General features: G+C 70.6%; 20 protein-coding genes. 5 read left to right on the top strand and 15 right to left on the bottom strand.

Translation table 11 applies throughout. The features are described from left to right. Positions 1-2 precede the first annotated feature (2 nt). A complete protein-coding gene (gene rpoN / locus K344_RS0100245; RefSeq protein WP_028078989.1) occupies positions 3-1,361 on the bottom strand; it encodes an RNA polymerase factor sigma-54 in 1,359 nt (452 codons plus the stop codon). A gap of 134 nt (positions 1,362-1,495) precedes the next feature. Here rpoN and K344_RS0100250 point away from each other — a divergent pair, with 134 nt between their 5' ends. From K344_RS0100250 to K344_RS22680, 3 genes are read left to right on the top strand one after another with little or no spacing between them, the layout of a single operon-like run. Beyond that, on the top strand, positions 1,496-1,915 hold the full coding sequence (locus K344_RS0100250) for a PRC-barrel domain-containing protein (RefSeq protein ID WP_028078990.1): 420 nt from the start codon (positions 1,496-1,498) through the stop codon (positions 1,913-1,915). Positions 1,916-1,950: 35 nt separating this feature from the next. After that, positions 1,951-4,665, top strand: coding sequence for an ATP-binding cassette domain-containing protein (locus K344_RS0100255; protein ID WP_051361711.1), 2,715 nt, complete (start codon positions 1,951-1,953; stop codon positions 4,663-4,665). A 59-nt stretch (positions 4,666-4,724) separates the two neighbouring features. After that, positions 4,725-5,630 carry a BON domain-containing protein gene (locus K344_RS22680; RefSeq protein WP_051361712.1) on the top strand — a complete coding sequence of 302 codons (906 nt, stop codon included), beginning with the start codon at positions 4,725-4,727 and terminating at the stop codon, positions 5,628-5,630. 51 nt (positions 5,631-5,681) lie between these two features. Here the strand turns inward: K344_RS22680 and K344_RS0100265 are convergent, their stop codons facing one another. The 3 genes from K344_RS0100265 to K344_RS0100275 all read right to left on the bottom strand — a co-directional run bounded on the left by K344_RS0100265 (position 5,682) and on the right by K344_RS0100275 (position 8,873). Next, a complete protein-coding gene (locus K344_RS0100265) occupies positions 5,682-5,945 on the bottom strand; it encodes a DUF6496 domain-containing protein (RefSeq protein WP_028078992.1) in 264 nt (87 codons plus the stop codon). Between the two features lie 53 nt (positions 5,946-5,998). Beyond that, on the bottom strand, positions 5,999-7,381 hold the full coding sequence (locus K344_RS0100270; RefSeq protein WP_051361800.1) for a sigma-54-dependent transcriptional regulator: 1,383 nt from the start codon (positions 7,379-7,381) through the stop codon (positions 5,999-6,001). A gap of 385 nt (positions 7,382-7,766) precedes the next feature. Beyond that, positions 7,767-8,873 (bottom strand): hybrid sensor histidine kinase/response regulator, encoded by a 1,107-nt coding sequence (locus K344_RS0100275; protein ID WP_028078994.1) that lies wholly within the window; start codon positions 8,871-8,873, stop codon positions 7,767-7,769. Here K344_RS0100275 and K344_RS23745 point away from each other — a divergent pair. Beyond that, a complete protein-coding gene (locus K344_RS23745; protein ID WP_157622693.1) occupies positions 8,872-9,144 on the top strand; it encodes a hypothetical protein in 273 nt (90 codons plus the stop codon). The genes K344_RS0100275 and K344_RS23745 overlap by 2 nt on opposite strands. A 12-nt stretch (positions 9,145-9,156) precedes the next feature. After that, on the top strand, positions 9,157-9,372 hold the full coding sequence (locus K344_RS0100280) for a hypothetical protein (protein WP_028078995.1): 216 nt from the start codon (positions 9,157-9,159) through the stop codon (positions 9,370-9,372). 84 nt (positions 9,373-9,456) lie between these two features. Here the strand turns inward: K344_RS0100280 and K344_RS0100285 are convergent, their stop codons facing one another. The 11 genes from K344_RS0100285 to K344_RS0100335 all read right to left on the bottom strand — a co-directional run bounded on the left by K344_RS0100285 (position 9,457) and on the right by K344_RS0100335 (position 20,729). Continuing rightward, positions 9,457-10,479 carry a cation diffusion facilitator family transporter gene (locus K344_RS0100285; RefSeq protein ID WP_028078996.1) on the bottom strand — a complete coding sequence of 341 codons (1,023 nt, stop codon included), beginning with the start codon at positions 10,477-10,479 and terminating at the stop codon, positions 9,457-9,459. 48 nt (positions 10,480-10,527) lie between these two features. Continuing rightward, the gene (locus tag K344_RS0100290) at positions 10,528-11,301 is read right to left on the bottom strand and encodes a ferritin-like domain-containing protein (protein WP_028078997.1); all 774 of its coding nucleotides are present in this window, start codon (positions 11,299-11,301) and stop codon (positions 10,528-10,530) included. Between the two features lie 18 nt (positions 11,302-11,319). Continuing rightward, positions 11,320-12,507, bottom strand: a complete 1,188-nt coding sequence (locus K344_RS0100295) for an O-succinylhomoserine sulfhydrylase (protein WP_028078998.1) — start codon at positions 12,505-12,507, stop codon at positions 11,320-11,322. Positions 12,508-12,802: 295 nt separating this feature from the next. Further along, complete coding sequence (gene purF, locus K344_RS0100300) at positions 12,803-14,314, bottom strand: amidophosphoribosyltransferase (protein WP_028078999.1); 1,512 nt, start codon at positions 14,312-14,314, stop codon at positions 12,803-12,805. A gap of 2 nt (positions 14,315-14,316) precedes the next feature. Further along, entirely contained in the window at positions 14,317-14,844 is a 528-nt protein-coding gene (locus K344_RS19405; protein ID WP_051361715.1) for a CvpA family protein, read from the bottom strand. 158 nt (positions 14,845-15,002) lie between these two features. Beyond that, positions 15,003-15,815 (bottom strand): SPOR domain-containing protein, encoded by an 813-nt coding sequence (locus tag K344_RS0100310; RefSeq protein ID WP_169729218.1) that lies wholly within the window; start codon positions 15,813-15,815, stop codon positions 15,003-15,005. Positions 15,816-15,820: 5 nt separating this feature from the next. Continuing rightward, complete coding sequence (folC, locus tag K344_RS0100315) at positions 15,821-17,089, bottom strand: bifunctional tetrahydrofolate synthase/dihydrofolate synthase (protein WP_028079001.1); 1,269 nt, start codon at positions 17,087-17,089, stop codon at positions 15,821-15,823. A gap of 11 nt (positions 17,090-17,100) precedes the next feature. Continuing rightward, a complete protein-coding gene (gene accD / locus K344_RS0100320; protein ID WP_028079002.1) occupies positions 17,101-18,009 on the bottom strand; it encodes an acetyl-CoA carboxylase, carboxyltransferase subunit beta in 909 nt (302 codons plus the stop codon). 40 nt (positions 18,010-18,049) lie between these two features. Next, on the bottom strand, positions 18,050-18,877 hold the full coding sequence (trpA, locus tag K344_RS0100325) for a tryptophan synthase subunit alpha (protein ID WP_028079003.1): 828 nt from the start codon (positions 18,875-18,877) through the stop codon (positions 18,050-18,052). Next, the gene (gene trpB / locus K344_RS0100330; RefSeq protein ID WP_028079004.1) at positions 18,874-20,073 is read right to left on the bottom strand and encodes a tryptophan synthase subunit beta; all 1,200 of its coding nucleotides are present in this window, start codon (positions 20,071-20,073) and stop codon (positions 18,874-18,876) included. Before trpB ends, trpA begins: the two co-directional genes overlap by 4 nt. Continuing rightward, positions 20,073-20,729 (bottom strand): phosphoribosylanthranilate isomerase, encoded by a 657-nt coding sequence (locus K344_RS0100335; protein ID WP_043113413.1) that lies wholly within the window; start codon positions 20,727-20,729, stop codon positions 20,073-20,075. Before K344_RS0100335 ends, trpB begins: the two co-directional genes overlap by 1 nt. Positions 20,730-20,775: the final 46 nt, after the last annotated feature.

Consider the following 20,775-nt stretch of genomic DNA (forward strand, 5'->3'; position numbering starts at 1 on the left):
CGTCACCCCGCCCGCCGCAGCTCCGCCGGCGGCAGCTTCATCATGCCGCGGTATTTAGACACGGTGCGTCGCGCCACGCGGATACCCTGCTGCTTCAGCATGCGCGCCAGGCTGACGTCCGACAGCGGCGCCTGCGCGTCTTCGCTGTCGATCAGTTCGCGCAGCACCGCGCGCACCGATGCCGGCGAGCAGCTGCCGACGCGCGTCGGCAGCTCGCGCGAGAAGAAGTGCTTCAGCTCGTACATGCCGGACGGCGTGGCCATGTACTTGTTCGACGTCGCCCGCGAAACCGTCGATTCGTGCAGGTTCAGTTCCATGGCCACCTCGCGCAGCTGCATCGGCCGCAGCGCCAAGTCGCCATGCACGAAGAAGCCGGGCTGGCGGCGCAGGATTTCGTTGGCGACGCGTTCGATCGTCACCAGACGCTGGCCGGCGTTGCGCAGCATCCAGCGCGCCTCCTGCAGCTGCTGCGACAGCGCCGGGCTGCGCCGCTCGCGATTCTGCTGCAGGAACAGATCAATGTAGCGGCGATTGAGCCGCGCGCGCAACTGCAGCGCCGGATTGCCGACGGCGACGAGCCGGCCGCCGCGCGGCACGACGATGACGTCCGGCACCACATATTCGGCGGCCGGCTGCGAGTAGCGATGGCCGGGATACGGATCGAGACGGCGCAGCAGCTTGCAGGCGCGGCTGACGGCGCATTCGTCGGCGCCGGTGCGGCGGCGGATCGCCGCGAAGTCGCGACGGGTCAGCAGGTCGAGGCATTCGTTGAGCACGGTCTGCGCGAGCGCGCGGTCATCCTCGTCGGCATCGATCACGCCGAGCTGCAGGCGCAGGCATTCGTGCAGATCGCGCGCGCCGATGCCGACCGGATCGAGGCGCCGCACGAAGGCGAGCGCGGTGTCGATCTCGGACGGCTGCGGCGCCGGATCGAGCCCGGCCGCTTCGGCGTTCGCCAGGACGTCGTCGCGCAGATAGCCATCGTCGTCGAGTGTGGCGATCAGCAGCTCGATCAGCGCGCGATCGCGCGGATGCAGCGGCGCCGCGTCAAGCTGCGCGCGCAGATGCGTATGCAGATCGCCGGGCGCGGCGATGTGATCGAGCGCATTCCACTCGTCGTCGCCGCGCATGGCGCGCGCGCCGTCGCGATCCGGATAGGCGCCTTCCGGCAGGGGCAAGTCGTCGACTGCATCCTCGCCCTCGTTGTCGCTTTCTTCCAGAAAGGGGTTGTTGGCAAGTGCATTCTGCAATTCCTGCTCGAACTCGACGGCCGGTAGCTGCAGCAGGCGGATGGCGTGCTGCAAACGCGGTGACATCGAGATGGTGGCCTGTCGGGACAGTGATATCAGCGCCTGGCTCATCGGCTTTTTCTCCTCTGCAATCGACGGGAAATTCGCTTCGCGAGCTGTTTGGCGCAACGCCCGTGCCAGTGCCGGTACGGCCACCGTTCAGGTACGCCGCTTGCGGTCCTGCGGCTCGAACCACGGAGGACCGCATGGCCATTTCGACTTTTTCCCAGGAAGGCATGACGCCGATCATCGGCGGCAGCGACAACACCTCGGGCCCGGGCCCGGAAGTCATGGCGGCCGATACGCTGGAAGGCGATCGCGTCGTCAACGCGGCGGGCGAGGATCTCGGCAAGATCCGCGACATCATGATCGACGTGCCGAGCGGACAGGTCGCCTACGCGGTGCTGTCGAGCGGCGGCCTGCTCGGCATCGGCGACAAGCTGTTCGCAATTCCCTGGTCGGCGATGACGCTCGACGCCGACCGCCATTGCTTCGTGCTGGACGTCGATCGCAATCGCCTGAAATCGGCGCCCGGCTTCGACAAGGAACACTGGCCGTCGATGGCCGATCCGGCCTGGGCGACGTCGGTCCACGAGTTCTACGGCACGCGGCCGTACTGGTCCTGACGATGAAAACCTAGGCCGCGCGCGGCTCGGCGCCGATGCCGAGGGCGAACGATCCGGCGGCGGCCGCGTCGCCGGGCCGGGAGGTGTTCCGCGCGCTGGCGCGCGCCGTCTGGCGCCGGCGCGCGCGTGCCGGCCTCGCGCTGGCGCTGCTGGTCGCCAGCAAGCTCGCCTTCGTCGGCGTGCCGGCGCTGCTGAAGCAGATCGTCGACCGCTTCAGCCATCCGGAATCTCTCGGCATCCTGCCGGTCTTCCTGCTGCTGGCCTACGCGCTGCTGCGCCTCGCCGGCGGCGTCTTCAACGAGTTGCGCGACATCGTCTTCTCGCGCATCAGCGAACGCATCGTCGCCGACTACACGCGGCGCGCCTTCGCGCACCTGCATGCGCTCGGCGCCCGCTTCCACCTGACGCGGCAGACCGGCGGCGTGGTGCGCGACGTCGAGCGCGGCACGGCGGGCATCGGCTTTCTGCTCGGCATGGCGCTGCTGACGATCCTGCCGACGCTGGTCGAAATCGGCGCCGTGGTGGCGATCATCGCGGCGGCCTACGCCTGGCCGTTCATCGCCATCATCATCGTCACCTTCGTCGCCTACACGGTCGCCACGCGCCTGCTGACCGAGCGCCGCGCAGCCTTGCAGCGGCAGCGCATCGAGCTCGATGCGCGCGCCAACGGCCGCATCGTCGACAGCCTGCTGAACTACGAGACGGTCAAGGCCTTCGCCAACGAGCGCTACGAATCGCAACGGCTCGACGCGCTGCTCGAGGAGCGCCAGAGCATCGCCCTGCGCACCCAGCACGCGCTGTCGACGCTGCACGTCGCGCAGAGCACGGTGATCGCGGCCGGCGTCGGCGCGGTGATGCTCTACGCCGGCCAGCGCGTCGCCGCCGGCATCCTGACGGTCGGCGACCTGGTGCTGATCAACTCGTACATCCTGCAGGTCTGCCTGCCGCTGAACTCGCTCGGCTTCGTGTTCCGCCAGGCCAAGGACGCCATGCTCGACGTCGAGCGCCTGCTGCGCCTGCTGCGGCAGCCGGCCGACGTCATCGAGCGGCCCGGCATGCCGACCCTGCAGGTGACGCGCGGCGAGGTGCGCTTCGAAGCGGTGTCGTTCGGCTACGACGCGGCGCGGCAGGTGCTGTGGGATGTCGACTTCACGATCCCGCCGGGCGGCACGGTCGCCGTGGTCGGCGGCAGCGGCTCGGGCAAGTCCACGCTCGCGCGCCTGCTGCTGCGCTTCTACGATCCGCAGCAGGGCCGCGTGCTGATCGACGGCCGCGACATCCGCGAGGTCACGCAGGCCAGTCTGCGCCAGCAGATCGGCATCGTTCCGCAGGACACCGTGCTGTTCAACGACAGCATCGCCTACAACATCGCCTACGGTCAGCCGGGTCTCGGCGCCGGCCGGCCGCCGGCTTCGCTCGCGAGCGTGATCGACGCGGCGCGCGCCGCACACGTGCACGAGTTCATCGGCAATCTGCCCGAGCAGTACGACACGCCGGTCGGCGAGCGCGGCCTCAAGCTGTCCGGCGGCGAGAAGCAGCGCCTCGCCATCGCCCGCGCGCTGCTGCGCAATCCGCCGATCCTGATCTTCGACGAAGCCACTTCGGCGCTCGACACGCGCTCGGAGCGCGCGATCCAGGCCGAGCTCGATCGCATCTCCAGGGACCGCACCACGCTGGTCATCGCGCATCGCCTGTCGACGGTCGTCGACGCCGACCAGATCCTCGTGCTGGAGCGCGGCCGCGTCGTCGAGCGCGGCCGCCACGCCGAACTGCTCGCCGCCGACGGTCTCTACGCGCAGATGTGGGCCCTGCAGCAGACCCAGGGCGAGATCGAGAAGACCGAGCAGAAGCTGGCGATGCAGCCGGTCAATCTCCTCGCCCTGCTGGCCGGCGTGGTCGACGCGCTGCGCCCGGTGCTGGAGGCGCGCAGCATCACCCTCTACACCGCGCTCGACGAGCAGAGTTCGCGCGTCACCGGCGATCCGAGCGGCCTGCAGAAGCTGTTCTGGGACCTGTGCACGAGCGTCATCGATCTCAGCGCCGCCGGCGGCCGCATCGAACTGGAAGTGGAACGCGCCGGCCCCCATGCGCGCGTCGTCGTCGCCGGCCAGCGCGCGGGCGCCGGTGAACCGCCGCCGGCGCCGCGCGCCAGCGAGCTGCCGCTCGATCCGCTGCGCGCTCGCTCGGTGGTCGAGCTCAACCGCGGCACGCTCGATCTCGCCGAGCACAGCGACGGCGCCTTGCGCTACTGCGTCGAGCTGCCGCTGCGCGCGGTCGACGAAATCCGTCCGGCGCGCGAGAAAAACGGCGTGCGGCCGTTCGGATCGCTGGACGGCCTGCGCGTGATGGCGATCGACGACGAGGACGACGCGCGCGAGGCGCTTGGCGCAGTGCTCGAAAGCCGCGGCGCCCGCGTGCAGACCGCGCGTTCCGGTCATGCCGCGATCGAGCAGCTCGCCCGCCTGCCGTCCGACGCCTGGCCGGAAGTGCTGATCTGCGACATCGCGCTCGGCGACGAGAGCGGCTATGACGTGCTGCGCCAGCTGCGCGCGCTGGAGGGCGCGCGCGACGTGGCGCTGGAGCGCCGCCTGCCGGCGGTCGCGCTGACCGGCTATGCCGGCGCCGACGATCGCATGCGCGCGCTGATGGCCGGCTTCCAGATTCACCTCGCCAAGCCGGTCGATCCGGAGGAACTGGTGGCCACGGTCGGCACGCTGGCGCGTCGCAAGCCGGCCGCGCGCGCGCATTGAGCGCGCAGGGCACGCGGCTTGCGGCCGTCGATGCCCCGCATCCCACCGGAGATTCTTCCATGCGCAGACCTTTCTCCCGTCATCCGGACGACTACGAGCGCCGCCGCCGCGATCCCGTCGGCGGCGGTCACCAGCGCGGCGCGCACGGCTATGGCGGCGCCGGCAGCAACGATTCCGATCTCGAACCGCCGGGCGGCTCCTGGGGCAATCGCGAGGTGCGCCACGTCGATTCGCGCGGCGCGGCGCCGGGCGGCGACGAGCACCCGCGGTGGCGTCGCGACGACTGGGACGAGGATCGCTACGGCTATCCCGAGGCCACCAGCTACGCGCGCGAAATGCATCGCGGCCGCGACGCCTACCAGCCCGAGGGCCGCTTCGCGCAAGGCGACGAAGGCTGGCGCGACGGCGGCATCGACTTCGAGGGCGGCCGTTCCCGGGGCCAGGCGCACGCGCCCGACGGCGGCAGCGGCCACGGATATCGGCGACGCGACGAGTGGCAGCGCCGCGCGCCGCGCGACGAGGGCCGCGAGCGCGGCGACGATCGCGACTATGGCTCGCTCGGCGCGCGCCGGACAGCGCGCTTCGGCGCCGGGCCGGCAGCTGGCGGCGTCTGGCGTGCCGAGCGCGGGCCGAAGGGTTACACACGCTCCGATGAGCGCATCCGCGACGACGTCTGCGAACGTCTTTACCACGAGCCGGGCATCGACGTGCGCGAGGTGAGCGTGCAGGTGCAGGACGGCAGGGTGATCCTCGAAGGCACGGTGCCCGATCGCGCCATGAAGCATCGCATCGAGGATCTTTGCGAGCGCTGCATCGGCGTGCGCGACATCGAGGACCGCATCCGCGTCGAACGCGTGAGCGACGCCGTGCACCGCGCCGAAGCGAGTGCCGATCAGGCCGACGACCGGCGCGAGGCCGCCGAGGACGGCAGGCCGCGCGGCGTGCTCATCGGCAGCCGGCACTGACGGGCGCCGGGATGGGCCGCGCCGCGGCGGCCCATCCCCTGCCGGCCCGTCTCAGCGCGGAGCGCCGCGACTCCTGCGCCGCGCCGTGCTGCGCCGCCGCGCCGGCACCTTGGCGCCTTTCTTGCGCGCCTCGGACAGGCCGATGGCGATGGCCTGCTTGCGGCTCTTCACGGTGCCGCCCTTGCCGCCCTTGCCGCTCTTGAGCGTGCCGCGCTTGGCGCGATGCAGGGCCGCGCCGACGCGCTTCGAGGCCGATTTGCCGTACTTGCGCGTGGTGCCGCGCTTCTTCGCTGCCGCCTTCTTGGTTGCCGCCATGAGCATTCTCCTTGGCTGTCTGCGCCTCCTGCGCGCGGCAATCCACAGTCCGCCTAGGCCCTGTTGTATTGCTTGCGCTTGCGATACAGCGTCGAGCTGTCGATCTTCAACAGCTTCGCCGCCGCCTCCAGCGATGGCGAGGTCGCAACCACCGCTTCGATGTGCGCGCGCTCGAGATCCTCGAGGCTGACCGGATCGCCGGCGCGCAGGCCGCCCTGCGGCGCCACGGCGGCGCCGTTGAACGGCAGATGTTCGGGACGTACCGTGTCGCTGTCGCAGACGATCACCGCGCGCTCGATGGCGTTGCGCAGTTCGCGCAGGTTGCCGGGCCAGGCATGCGTGGCGAGCACCGCCGACGCGGCCGGCGACAGCAGCCGCGCCGGCCGGTCGTAGCGGCGCGCCAGCTCCACGATCAGCGTCTGCGCGATCGCCATGATGTCCTCGCGGCGCTCGCGCAGCGGCGGCAGCGACAGACTGACGACGTTGAGACGGTAGTACAGGTCTTCGCGGAAGCGCCCCTCGGCGACCATGCGCGAGAGATCCTGGTTGGTCGCGGCGATGACCCGCACGTTGGCCGTGCGCGTGTGCGGGTCGCCGACGCGCTCGTACTCGCGGTCCTGCAGGAAACGCAGCAGCCTGGGCTGCAGGCTCATCGGCAGATCGCCGATCTCGTCGAGGAACAGCGTGCCGCCCTCGGCGATCTGCACGCGGCCCGGCCGGTTGTCGGTCGCGCCGGTGAAGGCGCCGCGCACGTGGCCGAACAGCTCGCTGGCGAGCAGCTCGGCCGACAGCGAAGGACAGCTGACGGTCGCGAAGGCGGCGCGCCGGCGCGGGCTCCAGTCGTGGATGGCACGCGCCAGCATGGTCTTGCCGGTGCCGTTCTCGCCGAGGATCAGCACGCCGGCATCGGTGCCGGCGACGCGGCGCGCCAGATCGATGGCGTTGCGCAGCGCCGGGCTGGCGGTGGACAGGTCGGGCCGCTCCCTGGCCTCGCCCTCGCTCTCCAGCGCCTGCACGCGGCGTTCGAGGCGGCGCGCCTCGGCCTGCTGCGCGACGGCGTGGAGCAACTGCTCCGGCGTGCATGGCTTGACGAGATAGTCGCTGGCGCCGGCGCGCATCGCGTCGAGCGCGACCGCGACCTCGTCGGTCGCCGTCGCCATGATCACGCGCAGGCCGTGCGCGGTTTCGCGCAGCGCCGGCAGCAGTTCGATGCCGGAGCGATCGCCGAGATCGAGATCGAGCACGCAGATGTCGACCGGCGTGCGCCGCACGGCGAACTCGGCGTCCGCCGCGGACGACGCGGTCAGCACGCGATAGCCGGCGTCGTCGAGGCAGCGGCGGAACAGACGCAGCAGCGCCGCGTCGTCGTCCACCAGCAGAACGGTCAGCGCCTCGGCTTGCGTCGAGGTCGGGTCGGACCGGGTGCTGTCGGGCATGCTGTTCACCTTCCCTGGCAGGACGCCGCGAGGGCGTGGAATCGAATCGAGGCACGGCGCGTGCCACGTCGCGCGATGCGCGTCGCAGCTGCGGGATGCCGAACACGCGCGGCCGCGCGCTGCCTGCAGATTGCCGGCCCGGCGCCGGCGATCGTGCAGGCTGCAGGCAGGCGCCGCGCGTGCACCGATGCGCGCGCGGCGTGAGAAATCTGCGGCTCGGCGCCGACTGTTGAAGCGCCTTGCGATGCGCCGGCGGCTGGCACGAAGCATGAAGGAGCCGGTCTCCGCGCGGCGCCCGAACGCTGGCGTCGCCGCACGCTCGCAGCCGCCATGGAGGCATGCGTCCGCGCGGGCCGTTCCTTCTCTTTTGCGCGGCGCGCGGCGGTCACGAGGCCTCCATGAACGCCTGCTTCGGCAGCTCGATGCCGAACACGGCGCCGCCGCCGACGCGCGGTTCGTACCAGAGGTGGCCGCCCATCTGCATGACGTCCCGCTTGGCGATCGCCAGGCCCAGCCCGCTCGAATGCGGCGCAGCGGCGGGCGCCGCGGCTTCCTTGCCGAGCAGGCGCGCGTAGCGGCGGAACAGGCGGCCGCGCATCGCGTCGGGAATGCCGGGGCCGCGGTCCATCACCAGCAGGCGCGCGTGCCCGGTGCGCGTATCGCTGATCTCGATTTCGACCGGCGAGCGCTCCGGCGCGTAGCGGATGGCGTTCGACAGCAGGTTCTGCACGACGTTGCGCGCCACGAAAGGGTCGGCGCAGGCCTGCGCCGTGCCGCGCACGACGATGTCCATGCCGCGCGCCTCGGCGGCCGGCTTCTGCGCGCGCGCCGCGTGCACCGCGACCTCGCGCAACTCGATCGGCTCGGGGTGATAGCCGCGCAGGCGGCCCTCCTCCGGTCCGCAGAGAAAGCGCTGGATGAACTGCAGCGCCTGCTCGGCGCCGCCGACGATGTCGCCGAGCAGTTCGTCGCGGCGTTTCTCGTCGCGGGCGTCGCCGAGCAGGCGCGCGGCGAACAGCACGGCGCCGATCGGATTCTTGAGATCGTGCGCGACGATGTGCGCCACCTCCTCGCGCTCGCGCACCATCTCGGCGAGACGATCGCGGGCGATTTTCAGATCGAGATGCGTGCGCACGCGCGCCAGCAGCTCCTCCATGAGGAAGGGCTTGGTGATGTAGTCGACGGCGCCGGCGGCGAAGGCGTCGACCAGCACCGTGCCGTCGTTGGCGCCGGTGACGAAGATCACCGGCACGTCGGCGAAGCCGGCCTCGCGCAGCGCGCGACAGGTTGCGCGCCCGTCCATGCCGGGCATGAGGATATCGAGGAGAACCAGATCGGGCCGCCGCGCCTTGGCGCGCGCCAGGGCTTCGTCGCCGGAGCGCGCCGGCATGATCGCGTAGCCGGCCTGCTCGAGCGCGTCGCCGATCAGCTGAAGATTGATGTCGCGGTCGTCGGCGACCAGCACCAACGGGGCCCGCGCCTCATCCGCCATGGCGCCGCTCCATGGCGATCCGCTCGATGCGGATGGCAGTCAGGCCCTGCCAGCGATGCCGCAATCGCATGAATCGGTCTCCTCGCGCTCGTCCGTGAACGCCCCCGATTCCCCGATCCCCGACTTCGCGTCCTACTATGCCATGCAAAACGACAATCTCAAGCCTGCCGGAGCCATTCATCGGCGCGGCTCGGGCCGTCGCGCCGCGCCGCGTGCGGGCATCGCGCTTGCCGTCCGCCACGCACGACGACCGCATCGGCCGTCGCAATGAACGGAGAGCAGCATGGCCAGGGAACAGCAGCGCGGGCCCCGCGCCCGCAAGATCGAACTCGAACGCCGCCTCGACGCCAACGCCGAACTCGGTCGCGGCGCTGCGGCGAACGACGCCACGCCACCGCAGCAGGCGACGCCGCGCGGTCACAAGGCGCAGCAGGCGCAGCCGCATCGACCGGGCCGGCCGAGCGGCGGCAACATTCGCAATCCGCTCGACGAGGAATGAGCGGGCGCCGCGGCCGCATGCCGGCATCGGCATTCATTGCGCGCGCCGACAGTGCCGGCGCCGTGACGGACGCCGCGCGCGGCTTCAGCGGCAGACGGCGCCGCTGCCGGCGCAGGCCGTCTCTTCGATCTGGATGGTGCTGTGGGTGATGCCGAAGCGTTCCTGCAGGACGCGCTGGATGGCCTGCAGGACGGCGTCGCGACCGCCGTCGTCGCGCAGCGTGGCGTGCAGCGTGACGATCGGCCGATCGTCGCTGAGCGACCAGGCGTGGACATGGTGGATGCTGGCGACCGCGGCGATCTCGGCTTCGAGCGCGGTGGCGATCGAGCGCTCGTCGAGACCGTCCGGCGCGCCTTCGAGCAGCACGTGCGCCGACTGCCGCGCGATCGCCAAACCGCTGCGCACCATGAGCAGGGCGACGAGTGCCGAGAGCAGCGGATCGGCGGCCATCCAGCCACGCCACCAGATCAGGCCGCCGGCCAGCAGCGCGGCGACGCTGCCGAGCAGATCGCCGATCACATGCGCAAGGGCGCCGCGCACGTTGAGGTTCTGCTCGCCGCCGGAGAGGACCGCGAAAGCCGCGAGATTGACGAGCAGGCCGAGCACGGCGACGACGACGACCATGCGTCCCTGCACGTCCACCGGCTGCCAGAGCCGCAGGCCGGCTTCGACGAGGATCCACAGTGCGAGGGCGAGCAGGCCGAGGCCGTTGACGAAGGCCGCGAGCACCTGCCAGCGGTGATGGCCGTAGCTCATCGCCAGGGTCGCCGGGCGCCGCGCCGCGCGCACGGCGGCGAAGGCCATGGCCAGCGCCGCGGCGTCGGTCAGCATGTGCGCAGCGTCGGCGAGCAGCGCGAGCGAGCCGGAAATGATGCCGCCTGCCGTTTCGGCAAGCATGAAGCCCGCCGTCAGCCACAGCGCCCAGAACAGCTTGCGCTCCGAGGCGCCGGCGCCGTGCAGATGCGGTCCATGGGCGTGGCCATGCCCGTCGTGATCATGCGCGTGCCGCTGCCCGCCGGCCTGTTGCGTGCCCGGCGCGGCCCGCTCGTGACCGTGGTCGTGCCCATGGTCGTGCGCATCGTCGGCGTGGGCGTGATCGTGCGGCATGGTCGAAGCGGTGATGGCAGGGTCTACAGTATCGCCGCTCACCGCGATTCACGCACCGGCCGCCGCCGGCAGCTCGGCATCGCTGAAGCCGGCGGCACGACGCGCAGCGAGATTGAAGGGCGGATGCAGGCGCACGCCGTGTTCGGCGAGCAGGCGCGTCCAGGTGGCGTCGGGATCGAGGCGGCGTTCGGCGCAGAGATGGCGGAACCAGCGCGTGCCGATCTCGACGTGCCGCACTTCCTCGCGCAGGATCACCTCGAGCACGGCGACCGTGTCGCGATCGCCGACGTCGCGCAGGCGATCCATCATGCCCGGTGTCACGTCGAGGCCGCGCGCTTCCAGCACGCGCGGCACCAGGGCCATGCGCAGCAGCGGATCATGCGCGGTCTTCTCGGCCGCTTCCCAGAGGCCGTTGTGCGCCGGCAGCTCGCCATAGTCGCTGCCCAGCGCGCGCAGCCGCGCGCGCACCAGCAGGAAATGGCGCGCCTCGTCCTGCGCGACGCCGAGCCAGTCGGCGTAGTAGGCGGCCGGCAGCCCCGCGAAGCGCCAGCCGGCGTCGAGCGCGAGATTGACGGCGTTGAATTCGATGTGCGCGACCGCGTGCAGCAGCGCCGCCCGTCCCTCGCGCGTGCCGAGACCGCGCCGCGGCACGTCGCGCGGCGAGATCAGCACGGGCTTCGGCGGCCGGCCCGGCACCGCGCGCGGATCGTCGTCGCAGGCCGCGGCCACGTCGACGCGCAGCGCGGCGACGCGCGCGCACTTGAGATCGGCGTCGGTCTCCGCCAGGGCCGCATGCCAGGCTTTGCGCACTGCCGCGTCCATCGCCGGCTGCGTGCTGGCCTAGAGCCTGAGGCCGCGGCCGAGGTCGGCGGTGAGATCCCGCAGATCCTCGAGACCGACGGCGACCCGCAGCAGGCCCTCGCCGATGCCGGCGTGCGCGCGCGCCTCGGCGCTGATGCGGCCGTGCGTGGTGCTGGCCGGATGGGTGATCGTGGTGCGCGTGTCGCCGAGGTTGGCGGTGATCGAGATCAGCCGGGTGGCGTCGATCACCTTCCACGCCGCTTCGCGGCCGCCTTCGACCTCGAAGGCGACGACCGCGCCGTAGCCCTTCTGCTGCCGCTGCGCCAGCGCGTGCTGCGGATGCGTGTGCAGGCCCGGGTAGAACACGCGTTTGACGGTCGGCTGCTCGCTGAGCCATTCGGCGAGACCGTGCGCGTTCTCGCAGTGCGCCTTCATGCGCGCCGCCAGCGTCTCCAGGCCCTTGAGGAACACCCAGGCGTTGAACGGACTGAGGCAGGGTCCGGCCGTGCGCATGAAGCCGAACACGTCCTTGCCGACGCGCTGCGCGTCGCCGACGATCGCGCCGCCGACGCAGCGGCCCTGGCCGTCGATGTACTTGGTCGCCGAATGGATGACGAGATCGGCGCCGAGCTTGAGCGGCTGCTGCAGCACCGGGGTCAGGAAGCAGTTGTCGACGCAGAGCAGCGCGCCATGGCGATGCGCGATGTCGGCGAGCGCGGCGATGTCGACCAGCTCGACCAGCGGATTGGTCGGCGTCTCGGCGAACAGCAGGCGCGTGCTCGGACGCACCGCCTGCTCCCAGCCGGCGAGATCGCCCTGCGCGACGTAGCTGACTTCGATGCCGAACCTGCTCAGCACATTGTTGAACAGGTTGATCGTCGAGCCGAACAGGCCGCTCGAGGTGACGACGTGATCGCCCTGCCTGAGCAGCGACAGGCACAGCGTCAGCACCGCCGCCATGCCGCTCGCCGTCGCCACGCAGCTCTCGCCGCCTTCCATCGCCGCGAGGCGCTTCTCGAAGGCCTCGGTGGTCGGATTGGTGAAGCGCGAATAGATGTAGCCGGGCTCGCTGCCGGCGAACACCGCCGCCGCCTGCGCGGCGCTCTCGAAGACGTAGCTCGAGGTCATCGAGATCGACGCCGAATGCTCGCGGTTGCCGGTGCGCGGCTCGGCGGCGCGCACGCCGAGCGTGGCGCTGCCCCAGTCCGGATCGAAGAATTCGTTCACTGCCTCACTCCTGCGGGCAATGAAAAAGCCCGCCAGCATCGTTCCATGCCAAACGGGCTCGCGCCCCGTTTAGCGACATTTATTGGCGACCCGAGGCCGCCGCGCCTGCAAGCTGGGAGCAAATCGGCGCGCGCGCAAAGGTAAGACGAAAAGCTTCCGACGGCAAGGCTTTCGATGAAGCGCGAGACGGCGTCGCGAGCGGTTCGAGGCCGCGCTTGCCGCGCACAGCGGTGCCGAAGCACGGCGAGCACGGCCGGTGCAGGATCGGGCCGCGCCGCCGCCGGACCGCGCTGGGTCAAGCGTTCGGCAATTCGATGACGGTCTGCGCCTTGCGCCGCGCCGCCTTCGCCGCGTCCGAACGGAACAGCTCCAGCTGGTTGAGGTATTCGGTCGTGACGTCCTGGGTGATGTACTCGCCGGTGAACACCGAGCAGTCGAAGCGCGAGATGTTCGGGTTGCCGGCGCGCACCGCGTCGATCAGATCCTCGAGGTCCTGGTAGATCAGGCGGTCGGCGCCGAGCATCTTCTCGAGCTCGTCGACGCTGCGCCCGTGCGCGACCAGCTCGCTGGAGGTCGGCATGTCGATGCCGTAGACGTTCGGATAGCGCACCGGCGGCGACGCCGACGCGAAATAGACTTTCTTGGCGCCCGCCTCACGCGCCATCTCGATGATCTCCTTCGAGGTCGTGCCGCGCACGATGGAGTCGTCGACCAGCAGCACGTTCTTGCCGCGGAATTCGAGATCGACCGGGTTGAGCTTCTGGCGCACCGACTTCTTGCGCTGCGCCTGGCCCGGCATGATGAAGGTGCGGCCGATGTAGCGGTTCTTGATGAAGCCTTCGCGGTAATGCACGCCGAGACGCGCGGCGAGCTCGGCGCCGGCGACGCGCGAGGTGTCCGGAATCGGGATGACCACGTCGATGTCGTGGTCCGGCCACTCGCGCAGAATCTTCTCGGCCAGCTTCACGCCCATGCGCAGGCGCGCCTTGTAGACGTAGATGTCGTCGATCACCGAGTCCGGACGCGCCAGGTAGACGTGCTCGAAGATGCACGGCGAGTAGATCGGGTTGGCCGCGCACTGGCGCTTGTGCAGCTTGCCGTCGAGCGTGATCAGCACTGCCTCGCCGGGCAGGATGTCACCGAGCATTTCGTAACCGAGCGCGTTCAGGGCGACCGACTCCGAGGCGATCATGTAATCCGGCCCCTTGCTGGTCTCGCGCACGCCGTAGACGGCCGGGCGGATGCCGTAGGGATCGCGGAAGCCGACGACGCCGTAGCCGGTGATCATCGCCACGCAGGCATAGGCGCCGCGACAGCGCAGATGCACGCCGGATACCGCGGCGAAGACGTCGTCCGGCGTCAGGCGCAGCACGCCGCGCTGCAGCAGCTCGTGCGCGAAGACGTTGAGCAGCACTTCCGAGTCCGACTCGGTGTTGAGATGACGGCGGTCTTCGAGGAACAGCTCCTGCTTGAGCTCCTCGGCGTTGGTCAGATTGCCGTTGTGCGAGAGCGAGATGCCGAACGGCGTGTTGGTGTAGAACGGCTGCGCCTCGGCGGTGGTCGAGCTGCCGGCGGTCGGATAGCGCACATGGGCGACGCCCATGTTGCCGCGCAGCTTGGCCATCTGCTCGTCGGCGTTGAAGACGTCGCGCACCAGGCCGTTTTCCTTGCGCAGATACAGGCGATGGCCTTCATTGGTGATGATGCCGGCGGCGTCCTGGCCGCGGTGCTGCAGCATGGTCAGGGCGTCGAACAGATCCGAGTTGACGGCGGCGGTTTGCGAAACGATTCCGGCAATTCCACACATGGCTAAGAATCCGTAGAAGAAGTCGGTTTGGCAGCGGACGAGGCCGGCTCGAGGAAATCGAGCCAGCGCTGCGGAATGATGGTTTCGACGCCCTTGGCGATGCCGACGAAGTGCGGCACCACGGCCGACTGCTGCCACCAGCGATCCTGCGCGGCGCCCATGCGCCCGGCGATGAGCACGAACAGCACGAGGGCGATCGCCGCGCGCAGCACGCCGACGCCGCCGCCGAGCGTGCGGTCGGAAGCCGAGAAGCGGCTGTCGCGGACGGCCTGCACGGCGATGTGGGTCACGATGGCGCCGAACACCAGCGTGAGAAAGAAGACGATGCCGCAGGCCACCGCTTCGCGCAGCGCCGGATCGGCGATGCGCGCTTCGAGCAAGCCGGCCGCCTTGTCGCCGAACAGCGCCGCGACGGCGAAGGCGATGATCCAGGTCGAGAGGCTGAGCACCTCGCGCGTGAAGCCGCGCAGGATGCCGACCAGCACGGAAATCAGCGCAAGGGCGGCGATGCAGTAGTCGATCCAGGTCATGCGGGCGCGCGGCTTGGAGTGGCGGCGATTTTACCACTGCGTGACAGCCGCCGCCGAAGGAGAACTTCTCTTGCGGCCCCGCCGCGCGGCGACGCAGGGCAAGGGGCGCTTCCTCAATGGATGCGCGGCGCGGCCGTTCAAGCCCGCGCCGCGGCGATTCACGGCGCGACGACGCGCGCCTCCGGATAGCCGCCGCCCTTGAGCCTGCCCTGCGCCGCCTGCGCCGCCTCGCGCGTCGCATACGGGCCGGCACGCACGCGGTACAGCGTGCCCCTGGCGGTATCGAGCGGCGAGATGAAGCTGCTCTGCCCCAGCGCCTTCAGCTTGTCCTGCACGGCGCGCGCGCGCGCGATGTCGGAGAAGCCGCCGACCTGCACGGACCAGGCGCCCGTCTCCGGCTTGTCGCTCGCCCTGGCGGCGGTGGCCGGCTTGTCGGCGGGTTTGGCGGACGCCGGCGCCACGGCCTTCTCGACCGGCTTGCCGGCCGTCGGCGCTTTTTCCGCTGTCTTTTGCGCTGTCTTCGCCGCCGGCTTGTCGGCCGGCTTCGGTGCCGGCTTCGCGGCGCCGGCCTCGGCCGGCTTGCCCTCGGCCGCTTTCGGCGGCGGCGCGGCCGGCGCCGCTTCCTGTTCCTTCAGCGACGGCTCGAGCGCGAGCTGCACCGGCTTGCGCGCCTCGGCCTCGCCGCTGCCGTCGTCGTCGCCGGCGATGTCGGCCTCCTGCGCATCGGTGCCCTCGCCTTCATGCGCGGGCGCCGGCGTCGCCGGCGGCGGCGCGGCAAGCGTCGGCGGCATGTTGGCGGCCGAGGGCGGCGGCGGTTCGCCGCCGGCGACCTCGTGCAGCGGAATCGTCACCACGTCGACGCCCGGCTGCTGCGCCGCCTGCTCCGGCGTCGGCAGGATCGACACGATCACGAAGGTCGCGACCAGCAACACGGCGGCACCGGCGGCGCGGCGCCTGAACTTGTCATCCATCTGCATCAGGGTCGTGAAGCATCCAGTTCGTTGATCGCCGCGGCCACGGTCAGGAAGGAGCCGGTGGCGACGACGCTGCCGGCGTCGCCGACCGCGCGTCGCGCCCGGCGCAGCGCGTCGCCGATATTGTCGCAGGTCTGGCTGTCGACGCCGGCCTCGCGCAGCCGCGCCTGCAGCGCCGCGGCCGACAGGCCGCGCGGCCCGTCGAGGCCGACCGCGTACAGATGATCGGCCGCGCCGGCCAGCAGCCGGCCCACCTCGCCGACCGGCTTGTCGGCCAGCATGCCGAGCACCAGCGCGCGCGGCGCCGCCGTCTCGCGCCGCAGGAAGTCGGCGAGCACCTGCGCGGCCTCGGCGTTATGCGCGACGTCGAGCAGCACGCCGCGATACGACTCGCAACGGCCGCGCAGCCTGAGCAGCGCCAGGCCGCGCTCGCAATCGTCGCGGCGCAGCGGCCGGCGCTGCAGGCCGGCCTGCAGCGCGGCCAGGACGCCGGCGGCGTTCTGGTACTGCACGGCGCCGGCCAGCGCCGGGCGCGGCAGGCGCGTCCAGGTCTCGCTGCCGCAGCGCCAGCTCCAGCCGCCGTCCGGCAGCACGGCGTAATCGAACTCGCCGCCGAGGCGCAGCAGCGGCGCGCCGACATCCCGCGCGGCGTCGAGCACCGAGGCCGGCGGCGCGCGTTCGACGAGCACCGCCGGCCGCCCGGCGCGGAAAATGCCGGCCTTCTCGGCGCCGATCTGCTCGCGGCTGTCGCCGAGCCAGTCCCGATGATCGAGCCCGACATTGGTCAGCAGCGCGACGTCGGCGTCGACCAGGTTCACCGCGTCGAGCCGGCCGCCGAGACCGACTTCGAGCACCTGCACCTCGACGCGCGCGGCGCGGAACAGCCACAGCGCGGCCAGCGTGCCGAACTCGAAATAGGTCAGCGGCACATCACCGCGCGCGGCGTCGATCGCCTCGAAGGCGGCGCACAGCGCGGCATCGTCGGCGGTGCGGCCGTCGATCTGGATGCGCTCCGGGTAGCGCAGCACGTGCGGCGAGGTGTACAGCCCGACCCGGTAGCCCGCGGCGCGGTAGATGCCGGCGGCGAGCGTGGCGCTGGAACCCTTGCCGTTGGTGCCGGCGATGGTCAGCGTATGCGGGCCGCGATGCGGCAGGCCGAGACGCGCGGCGACGGCGCGCACGCGCTCGAGGCCGAGCGCTATCGAACGCGGATGCAAGGTCTCCTGGAACCGCAGCCACTCATCGAGACTGCGGGAGGAACGTACCGGCACTGCTCGGGTATCTATCGCGCTTCGCTGGGCGCCGCGTCGGACTTGGCGTCGGCCGGCGCGAAGTGCGTCAGCATCGCCAGAATGCGGAACAGTTTCTCGCGCATCTCGCGGCGGTCGACGATCATGTCAATCGCGCCCTTCTCGAGCAGGAACTCGGCGCGCTGGAAGCCTTCCGGCAGCTTCTGGCGCACGGTCTGCTCGATCACGCGCGGGCCGGCGAAGCCGATCAGCGCGCGCGGTTCAGCGATCTGGATGTCGCCGAGCTGCGCGAAGCTCGCCGACACGCCGCCCATGGTCGGATGCGTCAGCACCGACACGAACGGCAGGCCGCGATCGGCCAGCCGGGCCAGCGCCGCCGAGGTCTTCGCCATCTGGAACAGCGAGAACAGCGATTCCTGCATGCGCGCGCCGCCGGAGGCGTTGAAGACGATGTATGGCGTGCCGTGTTCGAGGCAGGCGTTGACGCCGCGCACGAACTTTTCGCCGACGACGCTGCCCATCGAGCCGCCCATGAAGCTGAATTCGAAGGCCGAGACCACGACCGGCAGGCCCATGACACGGCCGCGCATGACGACCAGCGCGTCTTTCTCGTCGGTATCGGCCTGCGCTTCCTTGATGCGCTCGGTGTACTTGCGGCTGTCCTTGAACTTCAGCGGATCGCGCGGGCCGATGTCGGCACCGAGTTCCTCGCGTCCGTCGACGTCGAGGAAGGTGTTGAGGCGCGCGCGCGCGCCGATCGGACGATGATTGCCGCACTTCGGGCAGACCTCGAGGGTCCGCTCCAGCTCGGCGCGGTAAAGCACCGACTGGCAGCTCTCGCACTTGGTCCACAGGCCCTCGGGAACGTTGCGCTTGCGGGCGCCCGAGGTCAGCAGCTTCGATCCAGCAACCTTGTCCAGCCAGCTCATCGATTCGGTCATGGGGTGTGGCGAAGCCAATATGTTAACCGGTCCGTCGGCCTTAGCGTTGTGCCGCGTCCGGGGCCAGGCTGTCAAGGGCGGCGCGTAGACTGGCGAGCTTTTCCTGCAGGATCCCCGGCAATGCCTGCGGCTGCAGCTGCAGGCGCTCGATTTCGGCGACCAGGGCGCTGCCGACCACGACGCCGTCGGCCAGCGCGCCGATCGCCCGCGCCGACGCCGCGTCGCGGATGCCGAAGCCGACCGCCAAGGGCAGGTCCGTGTGCCGGCGGATGCGCGCCAGCGCCGCCGCGACGCTGGCGACGTCGAGCGTCGCCGTGCCGGTCACGCCCTTCAGCGACACGTAGTAGAGATACCCGCTCGCCTCGCGCGCGATCGCCGCGATGCGGTCGTCGGGGCTGGTCGGCGCCAGCAGGAAGATGCAGTCGAGGCCGTGCGCGCGCAGGGTCGGCAGATAGCCGTCGGCTTCCTCGACGGCCAGATCGACCAGCAGCACGCCGTCGACGCCGCTCGCCTGCGCCTTTTTGGCGAAGGCCTCGACGCCGCGCGTCTCGAGCGGATTCAGGTAGCCCATCAGCACGACCGGCGTGTCGGCGTCGGTGCGGCGGAACTCGGCGACCATGTCGAGGATCTGCCAGAGCCCGGTGCCGTGCTTCAGCGCGCGCTCGCAGGCGAGCTGGATGGTCGGGCCGTCGGCCATCGGATCGGAGAACGGCACGCCGAGCTCGATGACGTCGGCGCCGCCGCGCACCAGCGCGTGCATCAGGCCGACGGTGACGTCCGGCTGCGGATCGCCGGCGGTGATGTACGGCACCAGCGCCTTGCGGTTCTGCGCCTTGAGCGCAGCAAAACGGGATTTGAGACGACTCATGTCAGCGAGATGCCTTCGAGCTTGGCGATCGTGAAAATGTCCTTGTCGCCGCGCCCCGAGAGATTGACGACGATGCGCTTGCCGGCGCCGAGCTTCGGCGCGAGCTTCTTCGCGTAGGCGATCGCGTGCGAGGATTCGAGCGCCGGGATGATGCCTTCCAGGCGCGTCAGCTCGTGGAAGGCGGCGAGCGCTTCATCGTCGGTGGCCGACACATAGCTGACGCGGCCGCTGTCCTTCAGCCAGGAATGCTCGGGCCCGACGCCCGGATAGTCGAGCCCGGCCGAGATCGAGTGCGTGCCGAGGATCTGGCCGTTCTCGTCGGCCATGATGTAGGTGCGGTTGCCGTGCAGGATGCCGGGCTTGCCGGCCGTCAGCGGCGCCGCGTGATCCGGCGTTTCCACGCCCTTGCCACCGGCTTCGACGCCATACATGGCGACCTTGTCGTAGCCGATGAAGGGATAGAACAGGCCGATCGCGTTCGAGCCGCCGCCGACGCAGGCGAGCAGCGCATCCGGCTGGGTGCCGAACTTCCTGGCGCTCTGCTCGATGACTTCGCGGCCGATCACCGACTGGAAGTCGCGCACCAGCATCGGATACGGATGCGGGCCGGCGACGGTGCCGATCACGTAGAAGGTGTCGTCGACATTGGTGACCCAGTCGCGCAGCGCCTCGTTCATGGCGTCCTTCAGCGTCTTCGTGCCGCTGTGCACCGGCCGCACTTCGGCGCCGAGCAGCTTCATGCGATAGACGTTCGGCGACTGGCGCTGCACATCCTCGGCGCCCATGTAGACCACGCACTTGAGGCCGAGTCGCGCGGCGATCGTCGCGCTGGCGACGCCGTGCTGGCCGGCGCCGGTCTCGGCGATGATGCGCGTCTTGCCGAGATGCTTGGCGAGCAGGGCCTGGCCGATGGTGTTGTTGACCTTGTGCGCGCCGGTGTGATTGAGATCCTCGCGCTTCAGCCAGATTTCCGCCCCGCCCCAGTTCCTCGTCAGGCGCTCGGCGTGATACAGCGGCGACGGCCGGCCGACGTAGTCGGCGAGATCGCGGTCGAACTCGGCGATGAAGGCGGGGTCGTCCTTGAGCCGCAGGTACGCCGCTTCCAGCTGGCGCAGCGGCTCCATCAGCGTTTCGGCGACGAACTGGCCACCGTAGGGGCCGAAATGGCCTTTCTTGTCGGGATAGTCGTAACTCATCACAGCTTCCTCATGGGCGACTCGCGCTCCAGTTTGCGTTCGGCCCGGCGCACGGCGGCGACGAAGGCCTGCATCTTGTCGGCGTCCTTGACGCCAGGCTTGCGTTCGATGCCGCTCGAGACGTCGACCGCATAGGGTTTCAGCGCGGCGATACCGCGCGCGACATTGTCGGGATTGAGCCCGCCGGCAAGGACCAGCGGCATCGCGACTTTCGGCAGCGCCTTCCATTCGAAGGTCTGGCCGCGCCCGCCCAGGCCGCCCGGCGCATGACTGTCGAGCAGCAGGCCCGCCGCGTCGCCGTAGCGCCGCGCTTCGCGACGCAAGGCAACCTTGCCGCCCATCGCGATCGCCTTCAGATAGCGCAGGCCGAAGCTGGCGCAGAAGTCCGCTTGCTCGGCGCCGTGGAACTGCAGCAGGTCCGGCTTCACGGCGTCGATCGCTTCCTGCACGAAGCCGGCATCGGGGTCCTTGAACAGCAGCACGCTGCTGACGAACGGCGGCAGGCGGCTGCGCAGTTTCGCGGCGAGTTCGAGATCGACGCAGCGCGGGCTCGCCGGCACCACGATCAGACCGATCGCATCGACGCCCAGCGCAACAGCGGCGTCGACGTCGCGGGCGCGACGCAGGCCACAGAACTTGATGCGGATGCGGGACACGGGAACCTTGTTCGTTGCTTCACGACCGCTGCGCGGCCCTCACGCC

Source organism: Solimonas soli DSM 21787, from assembly GCF_000474945.1.
Classification (GTDB): Bacteria; Pseudomonadota; Gammaproteobacteria; order Nevskiales; family Nevskiaceae; genus Solimonas; species Solimonas soli.

What these genes read in the sequence shown, in the direction of transcription:
- K344_RS0100275 (WP_028078994.1), bottom strand. Translation starts at nt 8,873, where the DNA reads ATGGCGGATGAGGCGCGGGCCCCGTTGGTGCTGGTCGCCGACGACCGC.
- K344_RS0100250 (WP_028078990.1), top strand. Translation starts at nt 1,496, where the DNA reads ATGGCCATTTCGACTTTTTCCCAGGAAGGCATGACGCCGATCATCGGC.
- K344_RS0100285 (WP_028078996.1), bottom strand. Translation starts at nt 10,479, where the DNA reads ATGCCGCACGATCACGCCCACGCCGACGATGCGCACGACCATGGGCAC.
- purF (WP_028078999.1), bottom strand. Translation starts at nt 14,314, where the DNA reads ATGTGTGGAATTGCCGGAATCGTTTCGCAAACCGCCGCCGTCAACTCG.
- K344_RS19405 (WP_051361715.1), bottom strand. Translation starts at nt 14,844, where the DNA reads ATGACCTGGATCGACTACTGCATCGCCGCCCTTGCGCTGATTTCCGTG.
- K344_RS0100310 (WP_169729218.1), bottom strand. Translation starts at nt 15,815, where the DNA reads ATGGATGACAAGTTCAGGCGCCGCGCCGCCGGTGCCGCCGTGTTGCTG.
- K344_RS0100255 (WP_051361711.1), top strand. Translation starts at nt 1,951, where the DNA reads ATGCCGAGGGCGAACGATCCGGCGGCGGCCGCGTCGCCGGGCCGGGAG.
- K344_RS0100290 (WP_028078997.1), bottom strand. Translation starts at nt 11,301, where the DNA reads ATGGACGCGGCAGTGCGCAAAGCCTGGCATGCGGCCCTGGCGGAGACC.
- K344_RS23745 (WP_157622693.1), top strand. Translation starts at nt 8,872, where the DNA reads ATGGCGCCGCTCCATGGCGATCCGCTCGATGCGGATGGCAGTCAGGCC.
- K344_RS0100265 (WP_028078992.1), bottom strand. Translation starts at nt 5,945, where the DNA reads ATGGCGGCAACCAAGAAGGCGGCAGCGAAGAAGCGCGGCACCACGCGC.
- K344_RS0100280 (WP_028078995.1), top strand. Translation starts at nt 9,157, where the DNA reads ATGGCCAGGGAACAGCAGCGCGGGCCCCGCGCCCGCAAGATCGAACTC.
- trpA (WP_028079003.1), bottom strand. Translation starts at nt 18,877, where the DNA reads ATGAGTCGTCTCAAATCCCGTTTTGCTGCGCTCAAGGCGCAGAACCGC.
- trpB (WP_028079004.1), bottom strand. Translation starts at nt 20,073, where the DNA reads ATGAGTTACGACTATCCCGACAAGAAAGGCCATTTCGGCCCCTACGGT.
- K344_RS0100270 (WP_051361800.1), bottom strand. Translation starts at nt 7,381, where the DNA reads ATGCCCGACAGCACCCGGTCCGACCCGACCTCGACGCAAGCCGAGGCG.
- K344_RS22680 (WP_051361712.1), top strand. Translation starts at nt 4,725, where the DNA reads ATGCGCAGACCTTTCTCCCGTCATCCGGACGACTACGAGCGCCGCCGC.
- rpoN (WP_028078989.1), bottom strand. Translation starts at nt 1,361, where the DNA reads ATGAGCCAGGCGCTGATATCACTGTCCCGACAGGCCACCATCTCGATG.
- accD (WP_028079002.1), bottom strand. Translation starts at nt 18,009, where the DNA reads ATGACCGAATCGATGAGCTGGCTGGACAAGGTTGCTGGATCGAAGCTG.